Annotated in this window: 23 protein-coding genes; 6 read left to right on the forward strand and 17 right to left on the reverse strand. The window is 37.3% G+C overall.

Going from position 1 to position 24,301, the window contains the following annotated elements; translation table 11 throughout:
- The first annotated feature begins 26 nt into the window (after positions 1–26).
- Positions 27–959 (forward strand): lysophosphatidylglycerol phospholipase D, encoded by a 933-nt coding sequence (locus tag P3U61_RS08095; protein WP_014614221.1) that lies wholly within the window; start codon positions 27–29, stop codon positions 957–959.
- Positions 960–1,023: 64 nt separating this feature from the next.
- On the opposite strand, the gene P3U61_RS08100 is transcribed toward P3U61_RS08095, so the two are convergent.
- The 4 genes from P3U61_RS08100 to cyoE form a co-directional block, all read right to left on the reverse strand.
- Positions 1,024–1,464 (reverse strand): YlbF/YmcA family competence regulator, encoded by a 441-nt coding sequence (locus P3U61_RS08100; RefSeq protein ID WP_014614222.1) that lies wholly within the window; start codon positions 1,462–1,464, stop codon positions 1,024–1,026.
- Between the two features lies 1 nt (position 1,465).
- Positions 1,466–2,536, reverse strand: a complete 1,071-nt coding sequence (locus P3U61_RS08105; RefSeq protein WP_014614223.1) for a CAP domain-containing protein — start codon at positions 2,534–2,536, stop codon at positions 1,466–1,468.
- A 642-nt stretch (positions 2,537–3,178) separates the two neighbouring features.
- Positions 3,179–3,640: a DUF420 domain-containing protein gene (locus P3U61_RS08110; protein ID WP_014614224.1), complete on the reverse strand. Its 462-nt coding sequence runs from the start codon at positions 3,638–3,640 to the stop codon at positions 3,179–3,181.
- Positions 3,641–3,667: 27 nt separating this feature from the next.
- A complete protein-coding gene (gene cyoE, locus P3U61_RS08115; protein ID WP_096533598.1) occupies positions 3,668–4,579 on the reverse strand; it encodes a heme o synthase in 912 nt (303 codons plus the stop codon).
- A 211-nt stretch (positions 4,580–4,790) separates the two neighbouring features.
- Between cyoE and P3U61_RS08120 the strand changes: the two genes are divergently transcribed.
- Entirely contained in the window at positions 4,791–5,705 is a 915-nt protein-coding gene (locus tag P3U61_RS08120; RefSeq protein ID WP_015728962.1) for a COX15/CtaA family protein, read from the forward strand.
- Positions 5,706–5,842: 137 nt separating this feature from the next.
- On the opposite strand, the gene P3U61_RS08125 is transcribed toward P3U61_RS08120, so the two are convergent.
- The 4 genes from P3U61_RS08125 to P3U61_RS08140 form a co-directional block, all read right to left on the reverse strand.
- Positions 5,843–9,292, reverse strand: coding sequence for a pyruvate carboxylase (locus P3U61_RS08125; protein WP_037543289.1), 3,450 nt, complete (start codon positions 9,290–9,292; stop codon positions 5,843–5,845).
- A 198-nt stretch (positions 9,293–9,490) separates the two neighbouring features.
- Complete coding sequence (locus P3U61_RS08130) at positions 9,491–9,673, reverse strand: hypothetical protein (protein WP_014614228.1); 183 nt, start codon at positions 9,671–9,673, stop codon at positions 9,491–9,493.
- Positions 9,674–9,850: 177 nt separating this feature from the next.
- Complete coding sequence (ftsW, locus tag P3U61_RS08135) at positions 9,851–11,083, reverse strand: cell division peptidoglycan polymerase FtsW (RefSeq protein ID WP_014614229.1); 1,233 nt, start codon at positions 11,081–11,083, stop codon at positions 9,851–9,853.
- A gap of 70 nt (positions 11,084–11,153) precedes the next feature.
- On the reverse strand, positions 11,154–11,429 hold the full coding sequence (locus P3U61_RS08140; RefSeq protein WP_014614230.1) for an Fpa/YlaN family protein: 276 nt from the start codon (positions 11,427–11,429) through the stop codon (positions 11,154–11,156).
- A gap of 136 nt (positions 11,430–11,565) precedes the next feature.
- Between P3U61_RS08140 and P3U61_RS08145 the strand changes: the two genes are divergently transcribed.
- Entirely contained in the window at positions 11,566–12,048 is a 483-nt protein-coding gene (locus tag P3U61_RS08145) for a hypothetical protein (RefSeq protein WP_014614231.1), read from the forward strand.
- Complete coding sequence (locus tag P3U61_RS08150; protein ID WP_014614232.1) at positions 12,049–12,252, forward strand: DUF2197 domain-containing protein; 204 nt, start codon at positions 12,049–12,051, stop codon at positions 12,250–12,252. It abuts the gene before it with no gap.
- Positions 12,253–12,375: 123 nt separating this feature from the next.
- Here P3U61_RS08150 and P3U61_RS08155 read toward each other — a convergent pair whose 3' ends face one another.
- Complete coding sequence (locus P3U61_RS08155) at positions 12,376–13,503, reverse strand: NADH-dependent flavin oxidoreductase (RefSeq protein WP_063278778.1); 1,128 nt, start codon at positions 13,501–13,503, stop codon at positions 12,376–12,378.
- Positions 13,504–13,931: 428 nt separating this feature from the next.
- On the reverse strand, positions 13,932–15,782 hold the full coding sequence (gene typA, locus P3U61_RS08160) for a translational GTPase TypA (RefSeq protein WP_014614234.1): 1,851 nt from the start codon (positions 15,780–15,782) through the stop codon (positions 13,932–13,934).
- 90 nt (positions 15,783–15,872) lie between these two features.
- Here typA and P3U61_RS08165 point away from each other — a divergent pair, with 90 nt between their 5' ends.
- Positions 15,873–16,064 carry a DUF5325 family protein gene (locus tag P3U61_RS08165; RefSeq protein WP_225549974.1) on the forward strand — a complete coding sequence of 64 codons (192 nt, stop codon included), beginning with the start codon at positions 15,873–15,875 and terminating at the stop codon, positions 16,062–16,064.
- A 227-nt stretch (positions 16,065–16,291) separates the two neighbouring features.
- On the opposite strand, the gene P3U61_RS08170 is transcribed toward P3U61_RS08165, so the two are convergent.
- Positions 16,292–17,110: an inositol monophosphatase family protein gene (locus P3U61_RS08170; RefSeq protein ID WP_014614236.1), complete on the reverse strand. Its 819-nt coding sequence runs from the start codon at positions 17,108–17,110 to the stop codon at positions 16,292–16,294.
- Positions 17,111–17,227: 117 nt separating this feature from the next.
- Here P3U61_RS08170 and P3U61_RS08175 point away from each other — a divergent pair, with 117 nt between their 5' ends.
- Positions 17,228–17,839 (forward strand): YktB family protein, encoded by a 612-nt coding sequence (locus tag P3U61_RS08175; RefSeq protein WP_014614237.1) that lies wholly within the window; start codon positions 17,228–17,230, stop codon positions 17,837–17,839.
- A gap of 683 nt (positions 17,840–18,522) precedes the next feature.
- Here the strand turns inward: P3U61_RS08175 and P3U61_RS08180 are convergent.
- The 6 genes from P3U61_RS08180 to P3U61_RS08205 form a co-directional block, all read right to left on the reverse strand.
- Positions 18,523–19,212, reverse strand: a complete 690-nt coding sequence (locus P3U61_RS08180) for a DUF4064 domain-containing protein (RefSeq protein WP_199612766.1) — start codon at positions 19,210–19,212, stop codon at positions 18,523–18,525.
- A 226-nt stretch (positions 19,213–19,438) separates the two neighbouring features.
- A complete protein-coding gene (gene auxB, locus P3U61_RS08185) occupies positions 19,439–20,449 on the reverse strand; it encodes a lipoteichoic acid stability factor AuxB (RefSeq protein ID WP_014614239.1) in 1,011 nt (336 codons plus the stop codon).
- Between the two features lie 71 nt (positions 20,450–20,520).
- Positions 20,521–21,594: an ABC transporter substrate-binding protein gene (locus tag P3U61_RS08190; protein ID WP_015728959.1), complete on the reverse strand. Its 1,074-nt coding sequence runs from the start codon at positions 21,592–21,594 to the stop codon at positions 20,521–20,523.
- Complete coding sequence (locus tag P3U61_RS08195) at positions 21,591–22,403, reverse strand: ABC transporter permease (RefSeq protein ID WP_014614241.1); 813 nt, start codon at positions 22,401–22,403, stop codon at positions 21,591–21,593. Before P3U61_RS08195 ends, P3U61_RS08190 begins: the two co-directional genes overlap by 4 nt.
- Positions 22,400–23,206, reverse strand: a complete 807-nt coding sequence (locus tag P3U61_RS08200; protein ID WP_014614242.1) for an ABC transporter permease — start codon at positions 23,204–23,206, stop codon at positions 22,400–22,402. Before P3U61_RS08200 ends, P3U61_RS08195 begins: the two co-directional genes overlap by 4 nt.
- The gene (locus P3U61_RS08205; RefSeq protein WP_110159458.1) at positions 23,193–24,293 is read right to left on the reverse strand and encodes an ABC transporter ATP-binding protein; all 1,101 of its coding nucleotides are present in this window, start codon (positions 24,291–24,293) and stop codon (positions 23,193–23,195) included. The genes P3U61_RS08200 and P3U61_RS08205 overlap by 14 nt, the downstream gene beginning before the upstream one ends.
- Positions 24,294–24,301: the final 8 nt, after the last annotated feature.

Raw genomic sequence — 24,301 nt, forward strand, 5'->3', positions numbered from 1 at the left:
CTTTATTCTATAGGAGGTATTAGACTATGACACGCAAATCGCAAATTTTAAAAGGAATGCTATTCGGTGCTGTTTCCATGGTGACTGGTGCCCTATTAATTCAAAAGACTACAAAAACACCTACACTTCGAACGATACCGTCATTTTTCAGTGGCCAAGCGCCTTACCTATTCAGTCATCGTGGTGGTATGGGTGAACGTCCTGAGTCAACTGCACTGGCATTTGATTATTCTGTGCAGATGCAATTGACTGGTTTCGAAACAGATATTCGTATTTCTAAAGACGAACAAGTGATTGTCTTTCACGATGCTGAAGTGGATCGTACAACAAATGGTTCTGGGCCCGTTAGCGCACATACACTTGATGCATTGAAAGCGTTAGATGCGGGTTACCATTTTAAAGATATTAACGGCGACCGTCCTTACCAAAATCACCCAGATGCAAAAATTTTAACAATGGGTGAGCTTTTGTCGCGTTACCCTGAACAACTTGTGAATATTGATATTAAAGATCATCCAGATAGCTATGAAGGACAAATTGCTGCTCAACGCTTATACGATGTCATTGTACAACATGAAGCTAAATCACGGGTGCTCGTCACAAGTTTTTATCGCGAACAAATTGAACGTTTCCATAAAATTAGCCAAGGAACTGTAGCAATTGGGGCAAGCCAAGCTGAAGTGACAGAGGGCATTTTAAAACTTTATTCAGGGTTGAAACACTTTTATCACGGAAAAGCGCAAACATTCCAAATGCCAACACACTTCCATGGTATTCCGCTCGTTCAACCGAAGCTGATTCAATGGTTGAACAACACGAATCGAATGCCGGGCTATTATGACGTTAATAGTGTCGATTTAATGCACCATCTTGTGTCGCTAGGTGTGCATACTATCGTGACAGATCGCCCATCACTCGGTCGTCAGTTTCTCACTGCCTATCGCCAACAACAGCCTTAATACAGTGAAGTGGTTAGGATAATATTTCCTAACCACTTTTATGATATATTCAATTTTCATTTACTTAAACTCGGCATTGACACGTCGCACCTGTAGCACATCCCCCACCTGTCGTTAACGCTTCAAACAACGGCGTTCCCGCATCGATTTTGACATGCTCTGATACGCTTGTCGCAATCATCGTAACAATCTCATCCAATAATTGTTGAAGTGCCGTTTCACTTTGCTTAAATGCGACAACAGTATCATGCATTTCATATTCCCGCTTCAGTCGTCTCGTCGTTAGCATCACTTCTTGATAATCAGGGTGATAACGTCCAAATCGTTGCACTTCATCATAATTAATCTTACTTTTCAAAAACTGACCATATAATCGTTGTGCTTCTCGATCTTCCACTAAAGCTTGTTTTGCTTTTTGATAAGTAATAAACAAATCAGATTGGCGAATTTGATCGGCTAAGTCATCGGTTTGATCAAGTACTTTCATCAACGGTTCATCGTACATGTTACGCGTTCTCCCCTTTCTCTAGAAAGATTAACATATAGTATTGGTACTGGACTTCTCCACCCATTTCAACATACTTTGCATTGAGCATACGTGAACGGTGAACATCTGAATTAATCCAACTGTGTACCAACGTAGGGACATCATTAAAGTTATACCCTACATTCTGAGAAACAGATTGATAGTTAAGTGGTGTTTGTTTCATCAAATTAATCAAATTCTCTTCTGTAAATTCCGTATTTTTTTGATTACCATAATTAAACAAATCAACCGTTGCGACATTTTCAAGCGTATCATTCACTTTTAAAGGTTGACGTTCATTCAGTTGACGCATTTCATTCGTTAATTCGTATAACGTGAGTCGCTCATTCACATTTTGATCTGCAGGACGCGCTCCTTCTTCTTCTGATGCTTCTGTTTCTTGAGACGTCGTTTCTTCATTATTTTGTGCATACGGATTCATATCTGCCAAAGCTTCTTTATCTAAATAGCGTAATCCGAGTACTTTATTTTTTTGTTGATCTATAAACACTTGCGCAAATGTATCATCAAACTGGATTAAAGCTTGTGTTTTAACGTCTTTATCCGATAGTTCGTAATGATACGTTTGTCCATTCACTTTAAATTGAGGCTCTGTATTGATTGAAAATTTATCAAACAAATCGGACGCTTGTTCATTAATTTTAATAGGCCCCGTTAATTTTTCCGTATTTTTGCCCGTCACATAAACAGACTTCACTTTGTCATCTTTAACCGCAAAAATAATATACCGTTTGTCACCTTTATAAATGTATTTACGATAGCCTTGCTGAAAAGAATAAATGCGATCCGGTGTTCCAAATTGTGATGTGATTTGATTAAGTGATTTGCCGATATACGTTCCGACACCACTTTCCAATGGCGGATTCTGCCCCTCATTTTGGTTCACATTTTTAGGCTTTTCAGGTTGTTGATGATTGGCGCGATTTGGGTTTTCTAGTACATCAAATTCAAGTTGAGGGGAATAAAATAAATAGACTAAAAAGCCGACTAATAACAACACCGCTAATACTTTAATCAATTTTCTTCGCATACGTTCCCCCCTCATTTTCATTATCGTTTTATTTCAATTAATATAGATAAAATCGTTCATATTGACTTATCCGACTTTAAAACTCACTTTTCATTATAAAACATTCAACCACTTTGTGAATGGGCAAAGTTAAAAAATAACCAATCCACTGATTTCACTTTATCGTATCACTGTTGAAAAAGACTTTCTACTATTAACAAAATAGACGTCGAAATTTTGTCATACACGCATATCAAACTTCATCACCTTGTCATATGCTTCAATTGAAGTACAATGACAGTTGAGCTCTAAATGTCAGCACTATATACCTCATACGCTCTATAAATTCTACACATTTAATTAGAATCTCAAAATAGCTTGATGACTGACTTTATAAACAATCCCTTATTTATTCACTATGATTTTTCCAGGTTTTTAAAAGCCTTTTGATTTACAATTAATTGTATGGTTATGGAAACTGTTTACAGTAAAACATGCGGCTGCGTTTTACCTCTTTTTTGTTTTTAACGATATTGAGCGAAATTAAAATAGAAAACACTTACTTTTAAATTGGCTCTATTCATATCAATGATTCATCAAATGATTGACTTCAATGTGCAAATAAAAAAGCAACAGAATGATTTCCCATCTGTTGCTTTTTTATTATAAACCAAATGTTGCTTTAATAAGCGACGTCGTTTCGCCACCAGGATAAAGCACATAAAGTAAAATATATACCGCTACACCTGTAATCGCTGTAAAAAACCAAATCACTGATGCGACAGGTCCGATTTTACGGTGAACGCTGTAACGATCTTTTAAACCTGTAAAAATTTGGATTAAACCAAGTACTGCCCCCACTGTTGCTAGTGTAATGTGGAAAACCAAGAAAATCGTGTAATAAACTTTTACTGAATCTGGTCCTCCAAATGCTGTATTACCAATAAAGATAGTACGACTCGCATAAATTGTAAAAAAGACAACTGCGAAAATAGCAGCCCACAGCATCGTTTTTTTATGACGCTCAATTTGACGCTTCCAGATGAGGCGCCAACCGATAGCGACTAAAATGGCACTAATTACAATACAAGTTGTACTTAACGTAGGTAAAATAGGTACATTCATTTTATTCATTCCTCACTCGTAGATCTTCTAAATTAATTGTATTAAAGAAATCACGACAACAAGTGCAAAAAATAGAACAAGATAGTTTAATGAGTAAATAAACATTTTTGTTGCCCATTTTGTTTCATTCGCTGACGATTTAAAACTTGTAAGCCCTAATGCAATCCATCCGACGTTCAGTAACGTGGCTAAAACGACGAAGACGACACCTAAATCTTGCATTAAAAATGGAAGTGGTAATAATGCGATCAACCATAAAAACATGCCGACACGTGTGCGCGAAAAACCTTTAACAGATGGTAACATTGGAATACGTGCAGTTGCATATTCATCTTTACGTTTAATTGCTAACGCGTAAAAATGAATGGGCTGCCAACAAAACACAACTAAAAATAATGCCCAGGCCATCAAACTTAAGTGACCTTCAATTGCAACCCAACCGATTAATGGTGGTACCGCTCCAGGCACACTGCCTATCACAGTATTCCATGTCGTATGTCGCTTTGACCAAATGGAATAAAATGAGACATAACCAACGATACCAACGAGTCCAATAACACCTGCTTGCATATTCAACATGAACAATAATATTTCACCAACGACCATCATACCAAAGCTTAATAACAATAAATGACGATCTGAAATACGATTGTTAACAGTTGGTCGATTTTGTTTGCTTGGCATTAATCGATCAATATCTTGGTCATAGAAATTGTTCAATGCACATGCTCCGCCCATTACTAACGTAGAACCTATGATCATCACAATAATTTGTGGAATAGCAGCTAAAAATGCATGATGTGTCATGACGATAGCCAACCATGCGCCCGCAAATGATGGAATTAAGTTGCCTTGAACAAGACCTAACTTAATGATTTGTTTCAGCTCTTTATAAGTAATACGACCGGAAGTTTGTGATACAACCTCTGATTTGGACATCAGTTCCCTCCCCCTTAAAATAACATATACATTTATGATATATGAAAGCGTCGTGAATGACTAGGTTAAATAAGAAAAATTTGTGACACTTTAACGACATTCAAAAAACGTCATGATAAATTCACATTTTTTAGTTCAGTTTTTGTTATAATGTGGGTGGTATTGATGAATAGCGATTATTTAACTTTGATACATAATGAGGTGTTTGAGATTGTTTAAAAAGCGAAACCTAAAGTGGCTTGCTGTCGTAACGACGTTGATTATGACTTGGGTTCAGCTTGGTGGTGCACTCGTAACAAAAACAGGTTCTGAAGATGGTTGTGGTTCAGATTGGCCGCTATGTCATGGCGCATTATTACCACAAAACCTACCGATAGAAACAATTATTGAATTGAGTCACAGAGCTGTATCTGGATTATCTGTAATTTTTGTGACATGGCTTGTGATTACATCTTGGAAAAACATAGGGCATATTAAAGAAGTAAAGCCTTTAGGTGTGATTAGCATTGGCTTTTTACTCGTTCAAGCTTTAATCGGCGCTGCTGCCGTCATGTGGCAACAAAATGATTATGTATTGGCACTTCATTTCGGCATTTCCCTTATTAGCTTCTCGTCCGTTTTCGTGTTGACATTAATCATTTTCGACATGGACAAAAAATATGAAGCCAATAAAGTCCATATCCGTAAGCCATTGCAGCGCTATACGTGGTTGATGACCATTGTTGTATATTTAACGATTTATACTGGCGCACTTGTCAGACATACAGATTCAAGTCTTGCATACGGTGCATGGCCATTACCATTTAACGATATTGTGCCTCATGATGTACATGACTGGGTTCAACTGACACACAGACTGATGGCGATGGTAGCGTTTTTCATCATTATGTTCACGTATATCCATGCAGTCAAACATTATCCAACAATGAGAACGATTCACTACGGTTATACAGTGAGCTTTATTTTAATTATTTTACAAGTTTTAACAGGGGCACTCTCTATCGTGACTAACGTGAATTTAATCATCGCTTTACTTCATGCGTTATTTATCACGTTACTGTTCGGTATGATTAGCTATTTCATCTTGTTAATCCTACGTACGAATCGTGGAGATCAACAAGCTTAAAATGATACAAGTTTTAAAAGACATCAAACAGCAAAAATCGTTGTTTGATGTCTTTTTGATTGCTTTGTTATTCGGGTTTCCATATCCTGGATAAAATAATAAATGTCGGTTTTATCGTTAATCTTCCAAATTTACCTCTATACTTCTGGTTCAATTTCAATGAGTAAATCTTGGGTTTCGACGCTATCGTTTGCAGCCACATAAATTTTTGAAATCGTTCCTTTAAACGGCGCTTGTACTGTTGTTTCCATCTTCATTGCTTCACTAATAATGAGTGATTGCCCCGCTTCAACTTGATCTCCTTCAGCGACATTTACTTCAATAATCGTACCCGGCATTTGTGCACCGATATGGTTTGGATTGCTCTTATCTGCCTTCATTTTCGCTAAATGGGACGTTTGAATATTTTCGTCTTTCACTTGAATACGACGCGCTTGACCATTCATATCAAAGAATACAGTACGCACACCATTTTCATCAGGTTCTGTAATGGTTTTCAACTCAACGATTAAAATTTTACCTTTATCAATTTCGATTTGAATTTTCTCGTTGTTACGCATACCGAAGAAGAATGTTGGTGTATCTAACTTTGAAACATTGCCAAACATTTCATAAGTTTGCATATATTGTTCGTACACTTTTGGATACAATGCATAGCTGATTAAGTCTTGTTCCGTCACTTGAGCTTGTTGCTTTTCTTGTAATTCTTCGCGTAAAGCTTCGAAATCAATCGGTGCTAAATATTCACCGGGACGTGCAGTTAATGGTTGTTGGCCTTTTAAAATGACCCGTTGCAATGTCTCGTTAAATCCATTCACTGGCTGACCAATATCGCCTCTAAAGAAAGAGACCACAGATTCAGGGAAATCTAACTTATGGCCTTGCTCGATTACAGACGTTTCATCCAATTCATTTTGTACCATGTAGAGCGCCATATCGCCGACTACTTTTGATGATGGTGTCACTTTCACAATATCACCGAAGAGGAAGTTGACACGTCGGTACATGTCTTTCACTTCACTGAAACGTTCACCGAGTCCTAAACTTTTCGCTTGTTGTCGTAAGTTAGAATATTGGCCCCCTGGCATTTCATGTTGATAAATTTCTGTATGTGGCGACTTCATATCACTTTCAAAATCACTATAATACGGACGTACTGCATCCCAATAATGCGAAAGTGTTTCATGGCCTTCAATATCCATACGAATATTACGTTCAAAGCCACTCATGGCATAATACAATGAATTGCTACTTGGTTGACTTGTTAAACCTGACATTGCCGCAACTGCCGTATCAATGACGTCAACGCCCGCTTCGATTGCTTCTTTATAAGTGAGGATTCCGTTACCGCTCGTATCGTGTGTATGAAGGTGAATCGGCAGGTCAACAGCTGCTTTCAATTCACCGATTAACTCATAGGCGGCTCTTGGTTTCAATAATCCTGCCATATCTTTAATCGCTAACATATGGAAACCTTCACGCTCTAGCTCTTTCGCGAGTTTTACATAGTAGTCCAACGTATAAATATTAGAACGTTCAGGATTTAAAATATCACCTGTATAACAAATCGTTCCTTCAGAAATTTTACCGGCTTTTTGGACTGCTTCGTTAGCGACTTTCATTTGTTCTAACCAGTTCAATGAGTCAAATATTCTAAAGACGTCGATCCCTGCATCGGCACTTTCCGCAATAAACTTTTGAATGACATTGTCAGGGTAATTGCGATAACCGACTGCATTAGAAGCACGTAATAACATTTGGAATAACACATTCGGAATGGCTTTTCTTAATTTTTCGAGACGTTCCCATGGATTTTCTTTCAAGAAATTATAGGCGACATCAAACGTCGCGCCACCCCATAATTCAAGTGAGAAGTTATCTTTCATCACTTGTGCAGTTTCTGGGGCAATTTTGAGTAAATCATGCGTTCTCACACGTGTTGCGAGCAAAGATTGATGTGCATCACGGAATGTCGTATCAGTGAGCAATACGTCTTCTTGTGCTTTCACCCATGCTGTTACGGCATCAGGCCCTTTTGCATCAAGTAATTGTTTCGTACCACTTAATGAAGCAATCGCCTTCGTATCTGTCGTCGGAATATGAGGTTTCTCGAAATGAGGCTTCGGTCTTTTTTCAACACTTGGAAAGCCGTTAATTGTTACATTCCCGATATATTCTAACGTTTTTGTACCTCTATCACGTGACGTTTTAATTGTGAATAACTCTGGTGCCTCTTCTAAAAATTTCGTCGTGTAATCACCCGAAGCAAACTTGGCATGTTGAATCACATTACGTAAAAATGGAATATTCGTTTTCACACCACGAATACGCATTTCTTGAAGAGAGCGTGCCATTTTTTCTCTTGCTTCTTTATAACTGATTGCATGCGTAGACACTTTAACGAGTAGTGAATCGTAATACGGTGAAATTTCTGCCCCTTGGAATGCATCGCCAGCATCTAAACGGACACCGAACCCTCCACTCGATCGGTAGGCCACGATACGCCCTGTATCCGGCATGAAATCTTGCGTTGGATCTTCAGTCGTAATACGGCATTGAATTGCGTAACCTAACGTGCGAATATCACTTTGTTGCGGCATTGCAATCGCGTCGTCATGTAATAACTGGCCATCTGCAATCAAAATTTGTGTTTTAACAATGTCGACACCCGTAATCATTTCCGTAATGGTATGTTCAACTTGTACACGTGGATTCACTTCAATAAAGTAAAATTCGTTGCCAGAAACTAAAAATTCAACCGTTCCTGCATTCACGTATTGAATTTGGCGCATTAAATCGACAGCCGCTTCACAAATTTGTTCGCGCAAATTATCTGGTAAGCTGACTGATGGGGCTACTTCAACCACTTTTTGATGACGGCGTTGAACCGAGCAGTCTCTTTCATAAAGGTGAATGATGTTGCCCGCTTCGTCACCCATCACTTGTACTTCAATATGTTTTGGTTGATCAATAAATTTTTCAATATACACTTCACTATTGCCAAATGACTTTTCTGCTTCAGATTTAGCACGAGTGAACGCCTCTTGTAATTCAGATGGTTCTCTGACGATACGCATCCCTTTACCGCCACCGCCACTTGTTGCTTTAATCATCAACGGAAAGCCGGCTTTTTCCGCAAACGTTTGTGCCTCTTCAAATCCTGCCACAGGGCCATCTGTACCTGGAATCACAGGCAAATCAGCTTTAATTGCAGTGGCACGTGCTTTCACTTTATCCCCAAACATATCTAAATGTTCGACATGTGGACCGATAAAAACAATTCCCTCTTCAGCACAGCGTTGAGCAAACTGCATATTTTCACTCAAAAACCCATAACCAGGGTGGATGGCATCAACATTTGCCTCTTTAGCAACTTTAATGATCTGTTCAATATTCAAATAACTTTCTGCTGGACCTAAGTTTTCACCGACTAAATAAGACTCGTCCGCTTTATATCGGTGTAATGACCCCATATCTTCCTTAGAATAAATAGCTACCGTTTTAATATTCAATTCTGTTGCGGCTCGAAAAATTCGAATAGCAATTTCACCGCGGTTAGCGACTAATAATTTATGTATACGCTTCATGAAGTGAACCTCCTTAATAGTGGGAAAATTCTAAAAATACAATCTCTATTATATCAATAAATGAGGTGTGATTAAAAGATTCTGGTGTAAAAATGATTTTAAATTTGAAATCAAAAACAACCAATGTGATAATAATATTTTATCATTTATAATAATTTAAACTAATGATTCATATTGTATCTATATTTTTTGATGATGTCAAAGGTTATACTGTATTGTCTTTTTTAACGTGACAACTCTGTCTCCCCCTTTTTCACTATACGCATGTCCAATTTCAAATTCTCGACAAAGGGCTTGAAGCAATGAGTTGTTATCCTTCTCCGTTCGCGGTATCGTTTGTATTTTGTCATCCTTCATCAATCTTTCCACAATTATGTCCATCCTAAAACCCCCTGTTACATGTTCTTTAGTATTAATGATAAGTTCATTATTAGAAATTTCAGAATTTTAATGGTTATATGATCCCTTTTCGATGAGAAAAAGCTAACTTCTATATAAAGTATAGAAATTAGCTTTTGGTGCATCACAAGTATCCGTCATACACACGCCATCTATTTGTTAATAACGTCTCATTTTAGCTTGTTGTTTTTTCATGTAGCGTTGTTTCGCATCATCATATTTAATTTGCTTAGCAATAATGAGTAGTAGTCCCATCGCGATACTTAAACTTAACATCGATGAACCCCCAAAACTAATAAATGGGAGCGGTACACCTGTTAATGGGATTAAGCCTGAAATACCACCTAAATTGACAAAAGTTTGTAATGCAATATAACTCGCAATACCAACACATACCAATTTGTAAAAATATGACGCTGTACGGGAAGCCAATTCGAAAGCACGATAGACGATAAAGAAAATCATACCTAACACGATGAAAGCCCCCACAAAACCAAGCTCTTCACTAATAATCGCAAAAATGAAGTCTGTATGCGGTTCAGGTAAGTATCCGAGTTTCATAATACTGTTGCCCAATCCACGTCCAAACAGTCCTCCATTACCGATAGCGAGTAACGAATTCGATAAATGGTAACCAATACCAGACTCAAAATTAAATGGGTTTTCCAATGCGCTAAAACGTGCTGTTAAATATGATGGTAAAATATTAATGCGGAAAATGACAATAATTAAAATTACGACAATTAACGCTAACATCGCGTAAGAGCCGATTTTAATCAAGTTTTTGACACCGATACCAGAGTAAACGATAATACTAAAAAATATACCGCCTATCAACAATGTTTGACCGACGTCTTTTTGTAGTAAGACAAGGCCAAGACAAAAACCGACAAATGCAATCGGCCACAAAATAACGATCGGTTGTCGTTGAATTTCGTAATGCTTTCTTTCTATTATATATGGTACGTAGAGTATGATAGCAATTTTTAAAAGTTCAGAAGCTTGCAAGTTCATAAATCCTAACTTTAACCAGCTTCGTGAACCGTTAATCTCACTACCAAATAATAGTGTCGCAAAAAGCAAACCGAGCATGATCGCCATCATCCCAAGTTGAATATTACGCTGCTTTAAAATGCGTACGTCCATAATATACGCCATAAAAAACACAATAAAAAAACCAACGATGACGTAAATGAGTTGTCTCGTATAAAAATATGTACCTGCAACAGGAATACCACCTGTGAGTGTGCCTCTTGTTGCTGCGACCATACTTGCACTATAAACCATGGTCAAACCAATAAAGCAGAGTGCAAGATATGTGATTAATAATGGAAAATCGATATATTTAGAAGATCTCAAAATATACCGAAATAGTCTTTTCATATTATTCATATGTGTCAATCATCCAATTCTCGCACTTAGACGTCGAAAAAACGTGCTATTGTATGTTAGATAGCAACTATTAAACGCGAGTAAATGCTTCGTGTAATTTTGATAATTCTTTCTCTAAACGTAACATTAACTTTTTGCCATCTTCTTCGCTAACAAGTCCAAGATTTACTGCAAAGTCGACTTCTTTTTGTAAACCATACATCTGTGTATCTAAAACTTCCTCGTATAAAGGGCATTGTGGTAGTGTAAGATTATCTATTTGAACTTTAATGAGTTGTAGAATACGATCTGCGTCTTTATTCAGTTGGTCATATGCAGCATTGCTCATTTGTTGTTGCTTGCTCATGACATAGTCCCCCTATTAATTTTCTTCTTATGTAAAAAGTTTATCTCATCGACTGTTAAAAAGCAAGTAAATTTGGCATACGCTCTGGGACAAGTATGTTAAAATAAACGTAGCTAAACTGAGGGAGTGCATACAAATGATTCAAATCAAAGGTGACGTTAAATTTCCAATTACACTCGATAGTACGACTTGGATTTTTGACGATCGAAAAATTTCACTTGAGGATTTAGAAAAAGGTATTTTTGAAGGACAAAAGCCGATTGAATTTGAGGACAACAGAGAATGGAATCGTGCCATATTAGAAGGTCAAACGAATCCACCTACTTTAAATTCTGAAATTGATTATAAAAAACGTGCTGTATTACAAGGTTCTTTTGCGATTAATATGACACCTTTTTTCAAAAATGCAGAACCATATGAAAACGTCACAACGATCAGGCTGTCTAACGATGAAGCGCATATCGATGTGCCATTCGACCTGTTGCCTTATCTTTTCTTCCAATTCGCTAAAGATGGCAAGCGTCTCTATCACGATGATGGTGTAGACAGTTTTGTTTATACGTTAGAAGACGGTTATGACTATGTTTTCGAGCACGTTACACATATAGAGGTGTTCTAAATGCGTAAAGTCACTTGCATCATATGTGACACTGAAGTTTTGTTAGATGAAAATACACGATTAGCGAAACGTTTGAAAAATAATCCCATTAAAACGTTTATGTGCGATGAATGTAAGAGCCGTCTTGATACACCGAAGCAACGTCCACCTATCTTGACTACCCATGATAAAAAGGACGCGACTTCTTATCATGATGAAGCTTAATATGAACCGGGGCATGGACTTAAGATGCCCCGGTTTTTGTTTGTCAAGCATAAGAAAAAGGCGAATGGCTTGACCGTTTAAGACGTGGAAGCGATTCGCCCTTTTTATATCGTTTAACTCAGATTATGCATTTGGTTTTTCTGGATATGGATACCATTTATCAGCAAATGCTTTCCATAATAAATATGGCATGTTGTGATGATCTGCTTTTTCTGGGTCGAAGTAAGAAATGATTTCGTCTTCTCTACCTTCTTTTGTTTTACTAATAAGATTTTCATCAAATAATAAACCACGGCCCATCGCAATTAAAGGTACGCCTGTTTCGATGGCACTTAATGCGTCATCTGCTGAGAATACTGAACCGATTGCGATGAGTGGCATACGGTCTTCCATCCAATCAAGAATTAAATCTACACGTTTTTTACCTTCGTGTTCACCACGACGTACAACGGAATGCACATTCATTAATGACACGTGTAAATAATCAAGTGGTTTTTCGATTAAGTGTTTGATTAATTTTTCAGTGTTATCCATTGTAATACCTGGATCTTCTGCTTCTTCAGGTGAGAAACGGTAACCGACAATAAAGTCTTGTGGTCCTTCTTCTCTGGCTACACGTAACACTTCATCTGCCACCGCATTTGGTAAAGAGAATAATTCTTTCCATTTGTCATCGCGGCGGTTGTAGTATGGTGATTGAAATTGTTCGATAATGTAGTGGTTTGCCCCGTGAATTTCGACACCATCAAATCCAGCTTTAATTGCAAGTGATGTCGCTTTACCGAAATCTTTAATCATTTGTTCAATTTCTTCAGCTGTAATTTCACGCGCATCATGTGGTTCTGTATGACCGAAACCTACAGTTGAAACAGCACTTGGCGCTTTAACGTCACCATTAGGTACCCATTCAGGTAAGCTTTTCGCACCACCGTGATGGATTTGAACGATTGCTTTTGCGCCACCTTTTTTCATTCTTCTTGCAAGTTCACTTAAACCTTCAAGATCTTCCTCTTTAGAAATAGATGGTTCACCTGGAAATGCTTTCCCCTCTTCATTCACATATGTTGCTGCTGTAATCGCTAAACCGACATCTTTTGAGCGAGATTCCATATAGTCTAATTCCACATCTGAGGCAGTCCCATCGTCATTAGATAATGTATGTGTCATAGGTGCTAAAACGAAACGGTTTCTTAATGTTGTTCCGTTGGGTAATTCAAGTGTTTCAAATAATTTTTCATACTTTGTGTTCACTGTATTTCCCTCCTATTCATTAACTGCCTTCATTTTAATACATCGCCTGAGGAAAACAAAATAATTGGCTTAAAAATAAAATTACTTTGAAATAAGACTAATTAATATACCTTTTAAATTCGAGAAACCCTATAATTACTTTTATAGTTTAAATAGCTTGAGAGTTTGATTATAAAATCAACTTATACGTAATGCTAGTATAAAAATTACAGTTTATATAGGTAAAAACTACGTCGTCACAGACATTTATTGGTTTATAGTAAATGAGCGTATACCCATTTCCTCGATGGCTTACGGTCTGTTTAAGAGAAAAGTGATCAGCATTGACTACCATTCAAAAATGTGCACTGCCTCCAAAAAATTAAAAAAGAGCCTGAAGATTTTCACTCTCCAAGCTCTTTCAAAATATGATTCAATGACGAATTAAATTAATTTTCTTCAGATTCCATCATTTGTTTGATACGTTTTGCTTCTTTTTCACGTTGCCCTTTATTTAAGATTTTCTTTCTTAAACGTACATTTTCAGGCGTTACTTCCACAAGCTCATCATCATTAATGAATTCTAATGCTTCTTCTAATGATAATTTACGTGGCTTTTTCATCGTTTCAGTTTGGTCTTTCGTCGCTGAACGCACGTTTGTTTGATGTTTAACTTTTGTAATATTCACTGTTAAATCATTTTCACGGTTGTTTTGTCCAACAATCATGCCTTCGTATACTTCAGTTCCTGGTTCCATAAAGTTGATACCGCGGTCCTCAAGTCCTAAAATCGCATATTCACTCGCTGAACCTTGGTCCATTGAGACAAGTACACCGTTACGACGGCCACCGATACGTCCTTTAATGCGTGGTCTAAATTCATCAAATGTATGGTTGATAATACCGTAACCACGTGTCATTGACATAAATTCTGTCGTATAACCGATTAAGCCACGTGCAGGGACGTTAAAGATAAGGCGTGTTAAGCCATTGTCTGTCGTTACCATGTCGACCATTTCACCTTTACGTTGACCTAAAGATTCAATAATTGCACCGGCATATTCTTCTGGTACTTCAGTTTGTACCCGTTCAAATGGTTCATGTAAAACACCATCAATGTCTTTTAAAATAACTTGTGGTTTCGAAACTTGTAATTCAAAACCTTCACGACGCATATTTTCAATTAAAATAGATAAGTGTAACTCTCCACGACCGGCAACTGTCCATGCATCTGGTGAATCAGTTGGCGTCACTTTTAAGGACACGTCTGTTTCTAATTGATTATCAAGACGTTCTTGAATTTGACGTGCAGTGACAAATTGTCCTTCACGACCAGCAAAAGGTGAATTATTAACTCTAAATGTCATTTCAAGTGTTGGTTCATCAATACGTAATACTGGTAACGCTTCTTGATGATCTTGTGGTGTTATCGTTTCACCGACGTTAATGTCTTCCATACCCGATACTGCAATAAGGTCTCCAGCATAAGCTTCTTGGATTTCTTCACGTTTCAGACCGAAATAACCGAATATTTTCGTTACACGGAAATTTTTCACAGTGCCATCTAATTTAATTAATGACACACTTTCACCGACACGCATCGTTCCTCTGAAAATACGACCGATACCGATACGTCCTACATAATCGTTATAGTCTAATAATGCAGGTTGGAATTGTAATGGTTCATCTCTGTTGTCTACTGGCGCTGGCACATACTCTAAAATCGTTTCGTATAGACTTTGCATGTTTTCATCTTGTTTCTCTGGATCTAAGCTCGCTGTACCGTTAATCGCCGAAGCATACACTACAGGGAAATCAAGTTGTTCATCATTGGCGTCTAATTCAATAAATAAATCTAAAACTTCATCGACAACCCCTTCCGGACGGGCTGAAGGTTTATCAATTTTATTCACAACGACAACAGGTTTTAAATTTTGCTCTAACGCTTTTTTCAATACGAAACGTGTTTGTGGCATTGTCCCCTCATAAGCGTCAACCACTAATACAACACCATCTACCATTTTCATTATACGCTCTACTTCTCCACCAAAGTCAGCGTGCCCTGGCGTATCTAAAATATTGATTCTCGTATCTTTATAGTCAACCGCAGTATTTTTCGCTAAAATTGTAATACCACGTTCTCTCTCCAAATCATTTGAGTCCATCGCACGTTCTTCTACACGTTCATTTTCTCTAAAAATACCGGATTGTTTTAATAATTCATCAACCAAAGTTGTTTTACCATGGTCTACGTGAGCGATAATCGCAATGTTACGAACATCTTCTCTAAATTTTGTCATACTGTAATTCCTTTCTCGGGTAAATTATCACTTTCTTTTACAACTCGTTTATTATATCATAGAAATGGAATGAAGAAACAGTGAGGTGGGCTGATAATGAAAAAATCTCAATCCATTTTTTTAATCCTTGCAATCATCGCTGTATTCTTTTTAACAATGTTTAGCTTTGCCGTTGCTGCAACGAACATTTTTTGGATGATTATTATGTTTATCTTAATGGTCGTTACTTTTGGTGTTGGCTTTACATTAAAAAAGAAATATCGTGAAAATGATTGGTTATAACTGAAATTTACACATCGCTTCGTATCACAACACGCATGCCACATCATGGGCTTAGTGATGGAATGATAAACTTTTACATAGATAGTGCTTGATGAACAATCATTGGCACTATCTTTTTTATGTGACTATGCCCATTACCCTTTTATCAATAAAAAACACCGCTACGCATTGAATATCTTTGTAGCGATGTATGTATTCAAATCATTTTAATTGTGATAGCTCAATGTTTATTTGCGTTTAAACTTTTGTTGTAAAGCGGTTAACACATGATCATAACCTTGAAGATAGTCACGTCTAATTTCTTCGTGGACTTGCGCATTCCCCATTAAAATAGAGTTTGGCGCTGTGATTGATAACGGCTCTCCGGCAAAGTTAGTTGCCACACCACCGACTTCATTTAAAATAATCATACCACCTGCATAATCCCAAGGCTGTAATCGTGGTGTTAAATACGCCGCAAGTTGACCAGTCGCAACATAAACAATTTCTAATGCAGCTGAACCATATGCACGTGCACTTCTCGAGTCACTAATAATCGGCTGTAAAATTGAACTTAAAATCGGTTTCGTTAACCAGTTTGGATTCATACCGATAATACTTTCACGAACTTGCGTACCCTCTAGTTGTGGAATTGCATTTTGATTAATGTAAGCGCCGTGACCTACTTTAGCATGATACAATAAATCAGCCATTACATCATAAACAAATCCAGCATAGGGCTTGCCATCTTTAAAAATACCTACAGAAATCGCAAAATTCTCGCCTTGATGAATGAAATTAAGCGTGCCATCGATGGGATCAATGACCCAAACAACACCTTCAGTCGACTCAATATCATGGCCGTGCCCTTCTTCACCGATAATACGATGGTGCGGATAACTTTCTTGAATTTGTTGTACGATGAATTGTTCAATCGCTTTATCTACATTCGTAACAAGATCATTTGGATTTGATTTTTCTTCTATAGCGAGGTCTTCCACCATCCATTTTCGAACATTATTCCCCGCTTCTAATACTAGACTTTTCGCATAATCATATAAATGCATTTGCCTCACTCCTATTGCATTTATTATACACTAATTTGATTCAATTTAAATGTTCAAACGACTGTAATATGCTACAATAAAAGTAATTTCATAGACATACGATAAGGAGGTCAATCCATGACGAAATACATATTTAAACCAAAAGATTTCAAAGTTTTTCAAATTGAAGGACTTGACGCACGAATGGAAGGGCTCGAAAAGCAAATCCGTCCTCAATTGAACGCTTTAGGTGACTATTTTGCAGATTACCTAGAAACAGTAACAGGTGAAACGTTTTATGCGCACGTGGCGAAACATGCACGTCGTAAAGTGAACCCCCCTAAAGACACATGGGTGGCATTTGCTACAAATAAACGCGGTTATAAAATGATGCCTCATTTCCAAATCGGCTTATTTGAAGACCATTTATTTGTAATGTATGGTGTAATGCACGAGGATCCAAACAAAGCGGAGGACGTAAAAGTGTTCGAGCAAAAGTTAGATACATTACTCAACTTGCCTGAAGACTTCCAAATTTCGTTAGACCATATGCAACCGACGAAATCACGTATTCAAGACATGTCCCAAGAAGAAATTGAAGCAGGTATCACGCGTGCAAAAAATGTGAAAAAAGGGGAATTTTTTGTAGCTCGTGCTATCACGCCACAATCTGAACATTTAAAATCAGATCGTAAATTCATTGCCTTTTTAGAAGACACGTTTGAGCAATTATTAAAATTTTATCAATAACACCAAAATTTGTAGGTATAGGACACAAAAATTTTGATGTTATTGATGCAATATTCTTGTTAAACTTGCCCTCTTCCACAAATTGTGTTTATGATTGCCCTCATGGCTTCTTTCTTAGGGGCCGCCCCTTCAACTCGGCTCGATTAAACTGTTACATTTGTTAAGACGTTAATGAATTTTGGAGCAGTTCAGAAATCTCATGTACAATAAAGATTTCGTCGTACTGCCCCCGCACGGCTGACTCGACTTCTCAAAAGCGTATGCCATTGAGAAGTCAAACAGCTACTGCTGGTAGTAACCACTATTAAAGAGAAGCTATCACTACCAGCAGTATTCACGCATTCCCTTAGGCGTCTCATCCTTCTGGACAATTTGATATCAATTACAGCAAAACTGAGGGTAAGAGTATGAAAACTAGAAAGCATTAGCATCATTTTTTGTATCCTATTTCCCCTCATTTTCCATTGCTTTAAAGTCATTAATGAATCATCAATCTATGAATAGATTACGGCTAAAGCTTTCTATGTCCCACCCTTTTTCCATTTTTATTTTCAAATCCCCTTACGTCTTATTTTCGTACTTAAATTTATGAAAACAAAATAACGTTGCAACACAATGTCTCAAAAATAAAAAATCCCAAGTATTCTAGGATAAAACCTAAACATACTTGAGATTTCGAATGATTAACGCAGACGGTCTTCTGTATCGCCTTTACTATCGTTCAAATCTTTTTTTAAATCTGTTGTATCGTCTTTAATATTTTGTTCAAAACCATTGCGTTCTTCGTCGTGATTTTCTCGGTTAAAATTTGACTCATGTTCATCACGCACTGATTTTGTTGTGTCGTTACCATAAACGTAAGGATCCGTAGTTGTGCCACGTTGACGGTCGGAATCATTTGCATTATTGTTATGCGCATCGTAAATCACAGTATCTTGACGTTTCGGTTTACGCACGATTAGCATAATACCGGCAATCAACCATAATACTGCTGAAATTAAGCTCATCGTTAAAAACAAACCTGTCGCAGCTGCTAAAATTAACAGAATCCCAGCTAAAATGTTCTTTTTAAAGATAAACACTGCAACAATCGCAAATACAAGCGGAATTAATGCTAACAAAAATGTACTTGACCCTAAATTCTCTATCTGTGCAATATCTTGACCTGTTGCTTGAATTTCTTGTTGGAATTCAGGTGTCTGAATTACTTTTACCAAACCTACTAAAAGCAAAATCCAAACAATATGTAACACAATTCCAACCCAAGTTAATACTTTTTCAACTGTGCGTTTAAACGGTTTTGGTGTCCCGTTCAAATCGTTTGAATGCATTTGATTATGCTGTTGTTGATTATACGTATATTGATTTGTCATCTAAAAACCCTCCTTGATTAGTATATTACCTGTTTTAATTAAAATAAACCATACTTTAATTTTTTTCACTAAATTTATCACTTTAAATTTATATGTGTATCTATCTATAAAATAATATGACATAACAAAGCGGATAGGCAATCTTTCATGTCATACATGTCTGACTCCACTCAAAGTGCGTGTCGCCGTGTGTATCACATCAAGTGACCTATCCGCTTTTTTGATATTATTGATCCTTATCTACTTGTGAATCACTTTTTGAACGGTCTTGTTGTAATTTCATCCGATCATCATAATTTTGACGTCGTTGTGAGGAAGCACTTGGTCGAAGCTTACGTTGTTCTTTTTCGTATGCTTTACGCGCTTTCTTTTCTTCTTTACGCTGTTGTTTCATTTCCGCTCTAGACATCGATGCCGCCTCATCTTCTATATCAGTATCTGTCGACAGTTCATCATCATGTTGACGTTGCTCGACATTTCTTGACATCGCTCGACTGTCATACACTAATGTATCGTCCGCTTCATCTGCTTGTGAAACCTCTCGATGCTTTTGTGATTTTTGATGGTATTTAGCAGAGCGAGATAACACTTCTGGTTCATCGTCATTGACTACCGAAGAATCATAAGCTGGTGTTTCTTCATAAGTTTGATATGATTCATTTGATGGACGTTCATTTTCTGTGTATGCAACAGGTTCACGATATGTCTCATGTTGTTGATAGTCTTGTGGTTCATGAGTCGCATATGGTCCATACGAGTAACCCTCATCGTAATACGTCGGCACCGCTTCATACTTCTCTTTTCGAACGAACATCATGAGCGCAATGATAAAGAAGAAGAGTGGTACTAAAATAAAGAATAATGGTAAAGTCACGATTGCTACAAGCAAAAATAACAAACCTGATACGATACGATGATTCATTGAAATCAACGCTAGGAATGAAATCAACAGACATATGATTAAATATACGATAAATGCCCATACACCGTTTTGTAACATGATAACAAACTGTGTCGCATTCATATTATTGTTGGTTAATAACTCTTGTAATGTCGCGTTATTAGCAATACTGTTTTCTAAACTTTGAATTGAACTTTCATTACTAAACAAAACTAAGCCAAAAAACATCGCGACTACAGTAGTACCTAGCAGCAATAGCCAACTCAACCAACCTAATATTTTTTCGGCGAGTCGATTTACAGGACGACTAATATGTGTATATGTTTCTCCCGTCATGCTTTCACTCCTCATATTTATCTTACTCTCCTCATTATAACTAAACTTTGGCGAAATCACTACATTCGCAGTTAAAGCGCCATTTTAAAATTAAGAAAACGTTCGTTGTATTCGCTTAAAACATCTGGTCCTAAATCATGATAAACCTCTAACCTTTGTTGTTCTTCACGTGTCGGGTATACACGTTTATCATCGCGAATCTCTTCTGGTAATTGCTTTCTCGCTGTTTCATTAGGTGTTGCGTATTCTACCCATTCGGTATTTTGTTTATTCACTTCTGGGTCTAACAAGAAATTAATAAACTTGTGCGCGCCTTCCACATTTTGTGCTGTTTTAGGAATGACCATATTATCAAACCACAAATTGGAACCTTCTTTCGGAACGACATAATCAAAGCGTTCATCTTCATGGAAAACAGGGGCTGCCGATCCACTCCAAATGACAGCGGCACTCGCTTCATGTTGTTCAAGCATCATTTGAATCTCATCCCCTACGACACCACGAATGTTTGGCGCAAAGGTTTTCAGATGCTGTTCCGCTTGCTTGAGATGTTCAGGGTTTTTATCATTTAAACTATACCCTAAACTATTCAATGAAATACCCATAATTTCACGTGCACCATCGACTAAGAGCACATCATTTTTAAGTCTTGGATCTTTCAAAGCATTCCAGCTGTTGAAATCAATATCTTCATATTTTTCTTTATCATATAAAATCCCCACCGTACCAAAAAAGTATGGCATCGAATATTCATTTTTACGATCGAACGGTTGATTCATATAATACGGATCGAGGTGCTTCATATTAGGAATCTTTTTATGATCGAGCGGTCGTAATAAATGTTCTTTTTTCATCTTTTCAATGGTATAGTCACTCGGAAATGCGACGTCATAATGTGTGCCGCCATTTCGAATTTTTGCTTCCATCGCCTCGTTTGAATCAAATGTTTCATAGACGACTTTAATACCCGTTTCTTCTTCAAATTGGTCTAACAACTCAGGGTCAATGTATTCTCCCCAGTTGTAGACGTAAAGCTTCTCTTGTTGTTTGCCACCTATACCGTCATGATTAATCCAATACCCGACACCTAAACTAATTAAACCCAATAGCAGTGCACCACCAACGAGCTGTATTAATTGTTTCATAATGACACACCTCTTTTATTGGATTGAATTTTTTGTTTTTGACGTTGAATGATTTGATAAATCAATAAACCGAGCATGATTAACGCAAACAAAATGGTAGAGATCGCATTGATTTCCATACTAATACCACGACGTGCCATAGAATAAACTTCTACAGATAACACACTGAAACCATTTCCGGTAACGAAGAAACTTACTGTAAAATCATCTAATGAGTACGTTAATGCCATGAAAAAGCCACCGATAATTCCCGGCATAATGTATGGAATCACAACTTTACTTAACAATTGAAACTCTGATGCTCCTAAATCTCGTGCTGCATTCATAATCGAATCGTTCATTTCATATAACTTTGGCAATACGATAATGACCACGATTGGAATACAAAACGCGATATGTGAGATGAGAACAGACGTAAAACCTAATCCAAATCCTGTAAAATGTCCTAGTGCAGTAAACATAATTAAAAATGACGCACCGATCACAACATCTGATGATACCATGAGCACATTATTTAACGTTAATAACGAAATTTTAACGGTTTGATTACGCAATTGATACAATAACAACGCACCGAATATCCCAATGATCGTCGCAATACCAGCTGCTAATAACGCCACCGCAATCGTGTTGAACACAACTTGAAGTAAACGTTTGTTGTCGAATAACGTTTGATAATGTTCCCAAGTAAACCCTTCAAACTGCACCATATTGCCTGCACTATTAAACGAGTACAGCATTAAAAAGAAAATAGGCAAGTACAGTACAACTAACATTGCAATTAAATAAAACTTTCCATACCATCTCATTTTGAAGCGCCTCCCTTATGCTTACTGCGTGTTAAAATCATAACCAATGCCATGAACAACACTAAGAAGAGCGCAATTGTCGAACCCATTCCAAAGTTTTGAATGACTAAAAATTGCTCTTCAATCGCTGTACCAATATTGATGACTTTGTTACCAGCGATCAGTCTCGTAATCATGAAGAGTGACAACGCAGGAATAAATGTGACTTGAATCCCTGTTTTGACCCCTTCCGCCGTTAAAGGAAGCAGCACTTTACGAATGACAGTAAACGTATTCGCCCCTAAATCTTGTGCTGCGAAAAACAGCTGGTTTGGGATATCTTTCATACTGTTGTATATTGGCAACAACATGAATGGAATATAAATATACGCCGCTACAAAAATAAATGCAGGTGCAGTAAATAAAATCGATTGAGATGGAATGTTTAAAGCTATCAAGATTTTATTGATAAGACCATCATGACTGAAAATCCCAATGAATGCATATGTCTTAAGTAGTAAATTCATCCATGTTGGAATAATCATCACCAACAACCAAGACGCGGCGTGACGAGATTGATGAATGAAGTAAGCTGCGGGATAACTTACTAATAAACATATCAGCGTAATTAACGTCGCATAAACAATAGATTCAAATAGCATTCTCATATAACGGACAGAGAAAAACTGTTCGTAATTCATCAATGTGAAGTGCCCATGATCGTCAACAAATGAAAAGTAACAAAGTAATATGACTGGAATGACAATGAAGAAAACCATCCAAAGTAAATACGGTATAGCGAGCCAACGATTAATATGTTTCATGGTTCAAATCTCCATAACCTTCAATACGTTTGTCGAACTCTTCTTCTGTTTCACCCGGTACCATGATATGAATCGCTTCAGGTTCAAAGTCTAAACCTACGCGTGTACCAATCTCTGCGTTTTTCGTTGACTGAATCATCCACTCATAGCCTTTGCGATCTTCACAAATCATCTCATAATGCACGCCTCTAAATAACGAGCTCGTCACAGTCGCTTTAAATAGCCCTTGTTCTTCCGGTACGAGTGTAATATCTTCTGGGCGAATGACAACATCAACTAAAGTTTGAGGTGGAATATCTTTATCAACACAGTCAAAATCTTGGCCGTAAATGTTCACCACATAGTCTCTGATCATCGTTCCCTCAACAATGTTCGACTCGCCAATAAAGTCTGCTACGAAGCGATTGACCGGCTCATCATAAATATCAAGCGGCGTTCCAAACTGTTCGATTTTACCTGCGCGCATGACAAAAATAAAGTCACTCAAAGCAAGGGCTTCCTCCTGATCATGTGTAACGAATACGAACGTAATGCCTAAGCGTGATTGTAATTCGCGCAACTCATATTGCATCTCAGTACGTAACTTTAAATCGAGCGCCGATAAAGACTCATCTAATAACAAGATTTCAGGTTCATTGACAATTGCCCGTGCCATTGCAATACGTTGCTTTTGGCCCCCACTTAACGCATGAATCTCACTGTACATATAGTCTTCTAATTTAACGAGCTTTAACGCTTCTATCACTTTTTTCTCGATTTGATCTTTTTTCATCTTTTTTAACTTCAATCCAAATGCAACGTTATCATAGACGTTCAAATGTGGAAACAACGCATAGTCTTGGAAAACTGTGTTCACTTGACGTTGATTCGCTGGAAGTTGATTAATGTTTTTCCCTAAATAAATCACTTCTCCTGCATCGGGGGTTTCAAAGCCAGCAATCAACTTCAACATTGTCGTTTTACCACAACCTGATGGTCCTAAAATGGTATAAAAATGTCCTGATTCGATTTCTAAATCAATATCATTCAAAATGGTCGTTGTATCATACTTTTTTGTAACATTTTTAAACTTTAGTAATTCACTCAATTCTTTAA

The organism is Staphylococcus pseudintermedius, assembly GCF_034042775.1.
GTDB classification, from domain to species: domain Bacteria; phylum Bacillota; class Bacilli; order Staphylococcales; family Staphylococcaceae; genus Staphylococcus; species Staphylococcus pseudintermedius.

Coding starts and splice junctions, on each gene's coding strand:
- P3U61_RS08095 (WP_014614221.1), top strand. CDS start 27: ATGACACGCAAATCGCAAATTTTAAAAGGAATGCTATTCGGTGCTGTT.
- P3U61_RS08100 (WP_014614222.1), bottom strand. CDS start 1,464: ATGTACGATGAACCGTTGATGAAAGTACTTGATCAAACCGATGACTTA.
- P3U61_RS08105 (WP_014614223.1), bottom strand. CDS start 2,536: ATGCGAAGAAAATTGATTAAAGTATTAGCGGTGTTGTTATTAGTCGGC.
- P3U61_RS08110 (WP_014614224.1), bottom strand. CDS start 3,640: ATGAATGTACCTATTTTACCTACGTTAAGTACAACTTGTATTGTAATT.
- cyoE (WP_096533598.1), bottom strand. CDS start 4,579: ATGTCCAAATCAGAGGTTGTATCACAAACTTCCGGTCGTATTACTTAT.
- P3U61_RS08125 (WP_037543289.1), bottom strand. CDS start 9,292: ATGAAGCGTATACATAAATTATTAGTCGCTAACCGCGGTGAAATTGCT.
- P3U61_RS08130 (WP_014614228.1), bottom strand. CDS start 9,673: ATGGACATAATTGTGGAAAGATTGATGAAGGATGACAAAATACAAACG.
- ftsW (WP_014614229.1), bottom strand. CDS start 11,083: ATGAATAATATGAAAAGACTATTTCGGTATATTTTGAGATCTTCTAAA.
- P3U61_RS08140 (WP_014614230.1), bottom strand. CDS start 11,429: ATGAGCAAGCAACAACAAATGAGCAATGCTGCATATGACCAACTGAAT.
- P3U61_RS08145 (WP_014614231.1), top strand. CDS start 11,566: ATGATTCAAATCAAAGGTGACGTTAAATTTCCAATTACACTCGATAGT.
- P3U61_RS08150 (WP_014614232.1), top strand. CDS start 12,049: ATGCGTAAAGTCACTTGCATCATATGTGACACTGAAGTTTTGTTAGAT.
- typA (WP_014614234.1), bottom strand. CDS start 15,782: ATGACAAAATTTAGAGAAGATGTTCGTAACATTGCGATTATCGCTCAC.
- P3U61_RS08170 (WP_014614236.1), bottom strand. CDS start 17,110: ATGCATTTATATGATTATGCGAAAAGTCTAGTATTAGAAGCGGGGAAT.
- P3U61_RS08175 (WP_014614237.1), top strand. CDS start 17,228: ATGACGAAATACATATTTAAACCAAAAGATTTCAAAGTTTTTCAAATT.
- P3U61_RS08180 (WP_199612766.1), bottom strand. CDS start 19,212: ATGACAAATCAATATACGTATAATCAACAACAGCATAATCAAATGCAT.
- auxB (WP_014614239.1), bottom strand. CDS start 20,449: ATGACGGGAGAAACATATACACATATTAGTCGTCCTGTAAATCGACTC.
- P3U61_RS08190 (WP_015728959.1), bottom strand. CDS start 21,594: ATGAAACAATTAATACAGCTCGTTGGTGGTGCACTGCTATTGGGTTTA.
- P3U61_RS08195 (WP_014614241.1), bottom strand. CDS start 22,403: ATGAGATGGTATGGAAAGTTTTATTTAATTGCAATGTTAGTTGTACTG.
- P3U61_RS08200 (WP_014614242.1), bottom strand. CDS start 23,206: ATGAAACATATTAATCGTTGGCTCGCTATACCGTATTTACTTTGGATG.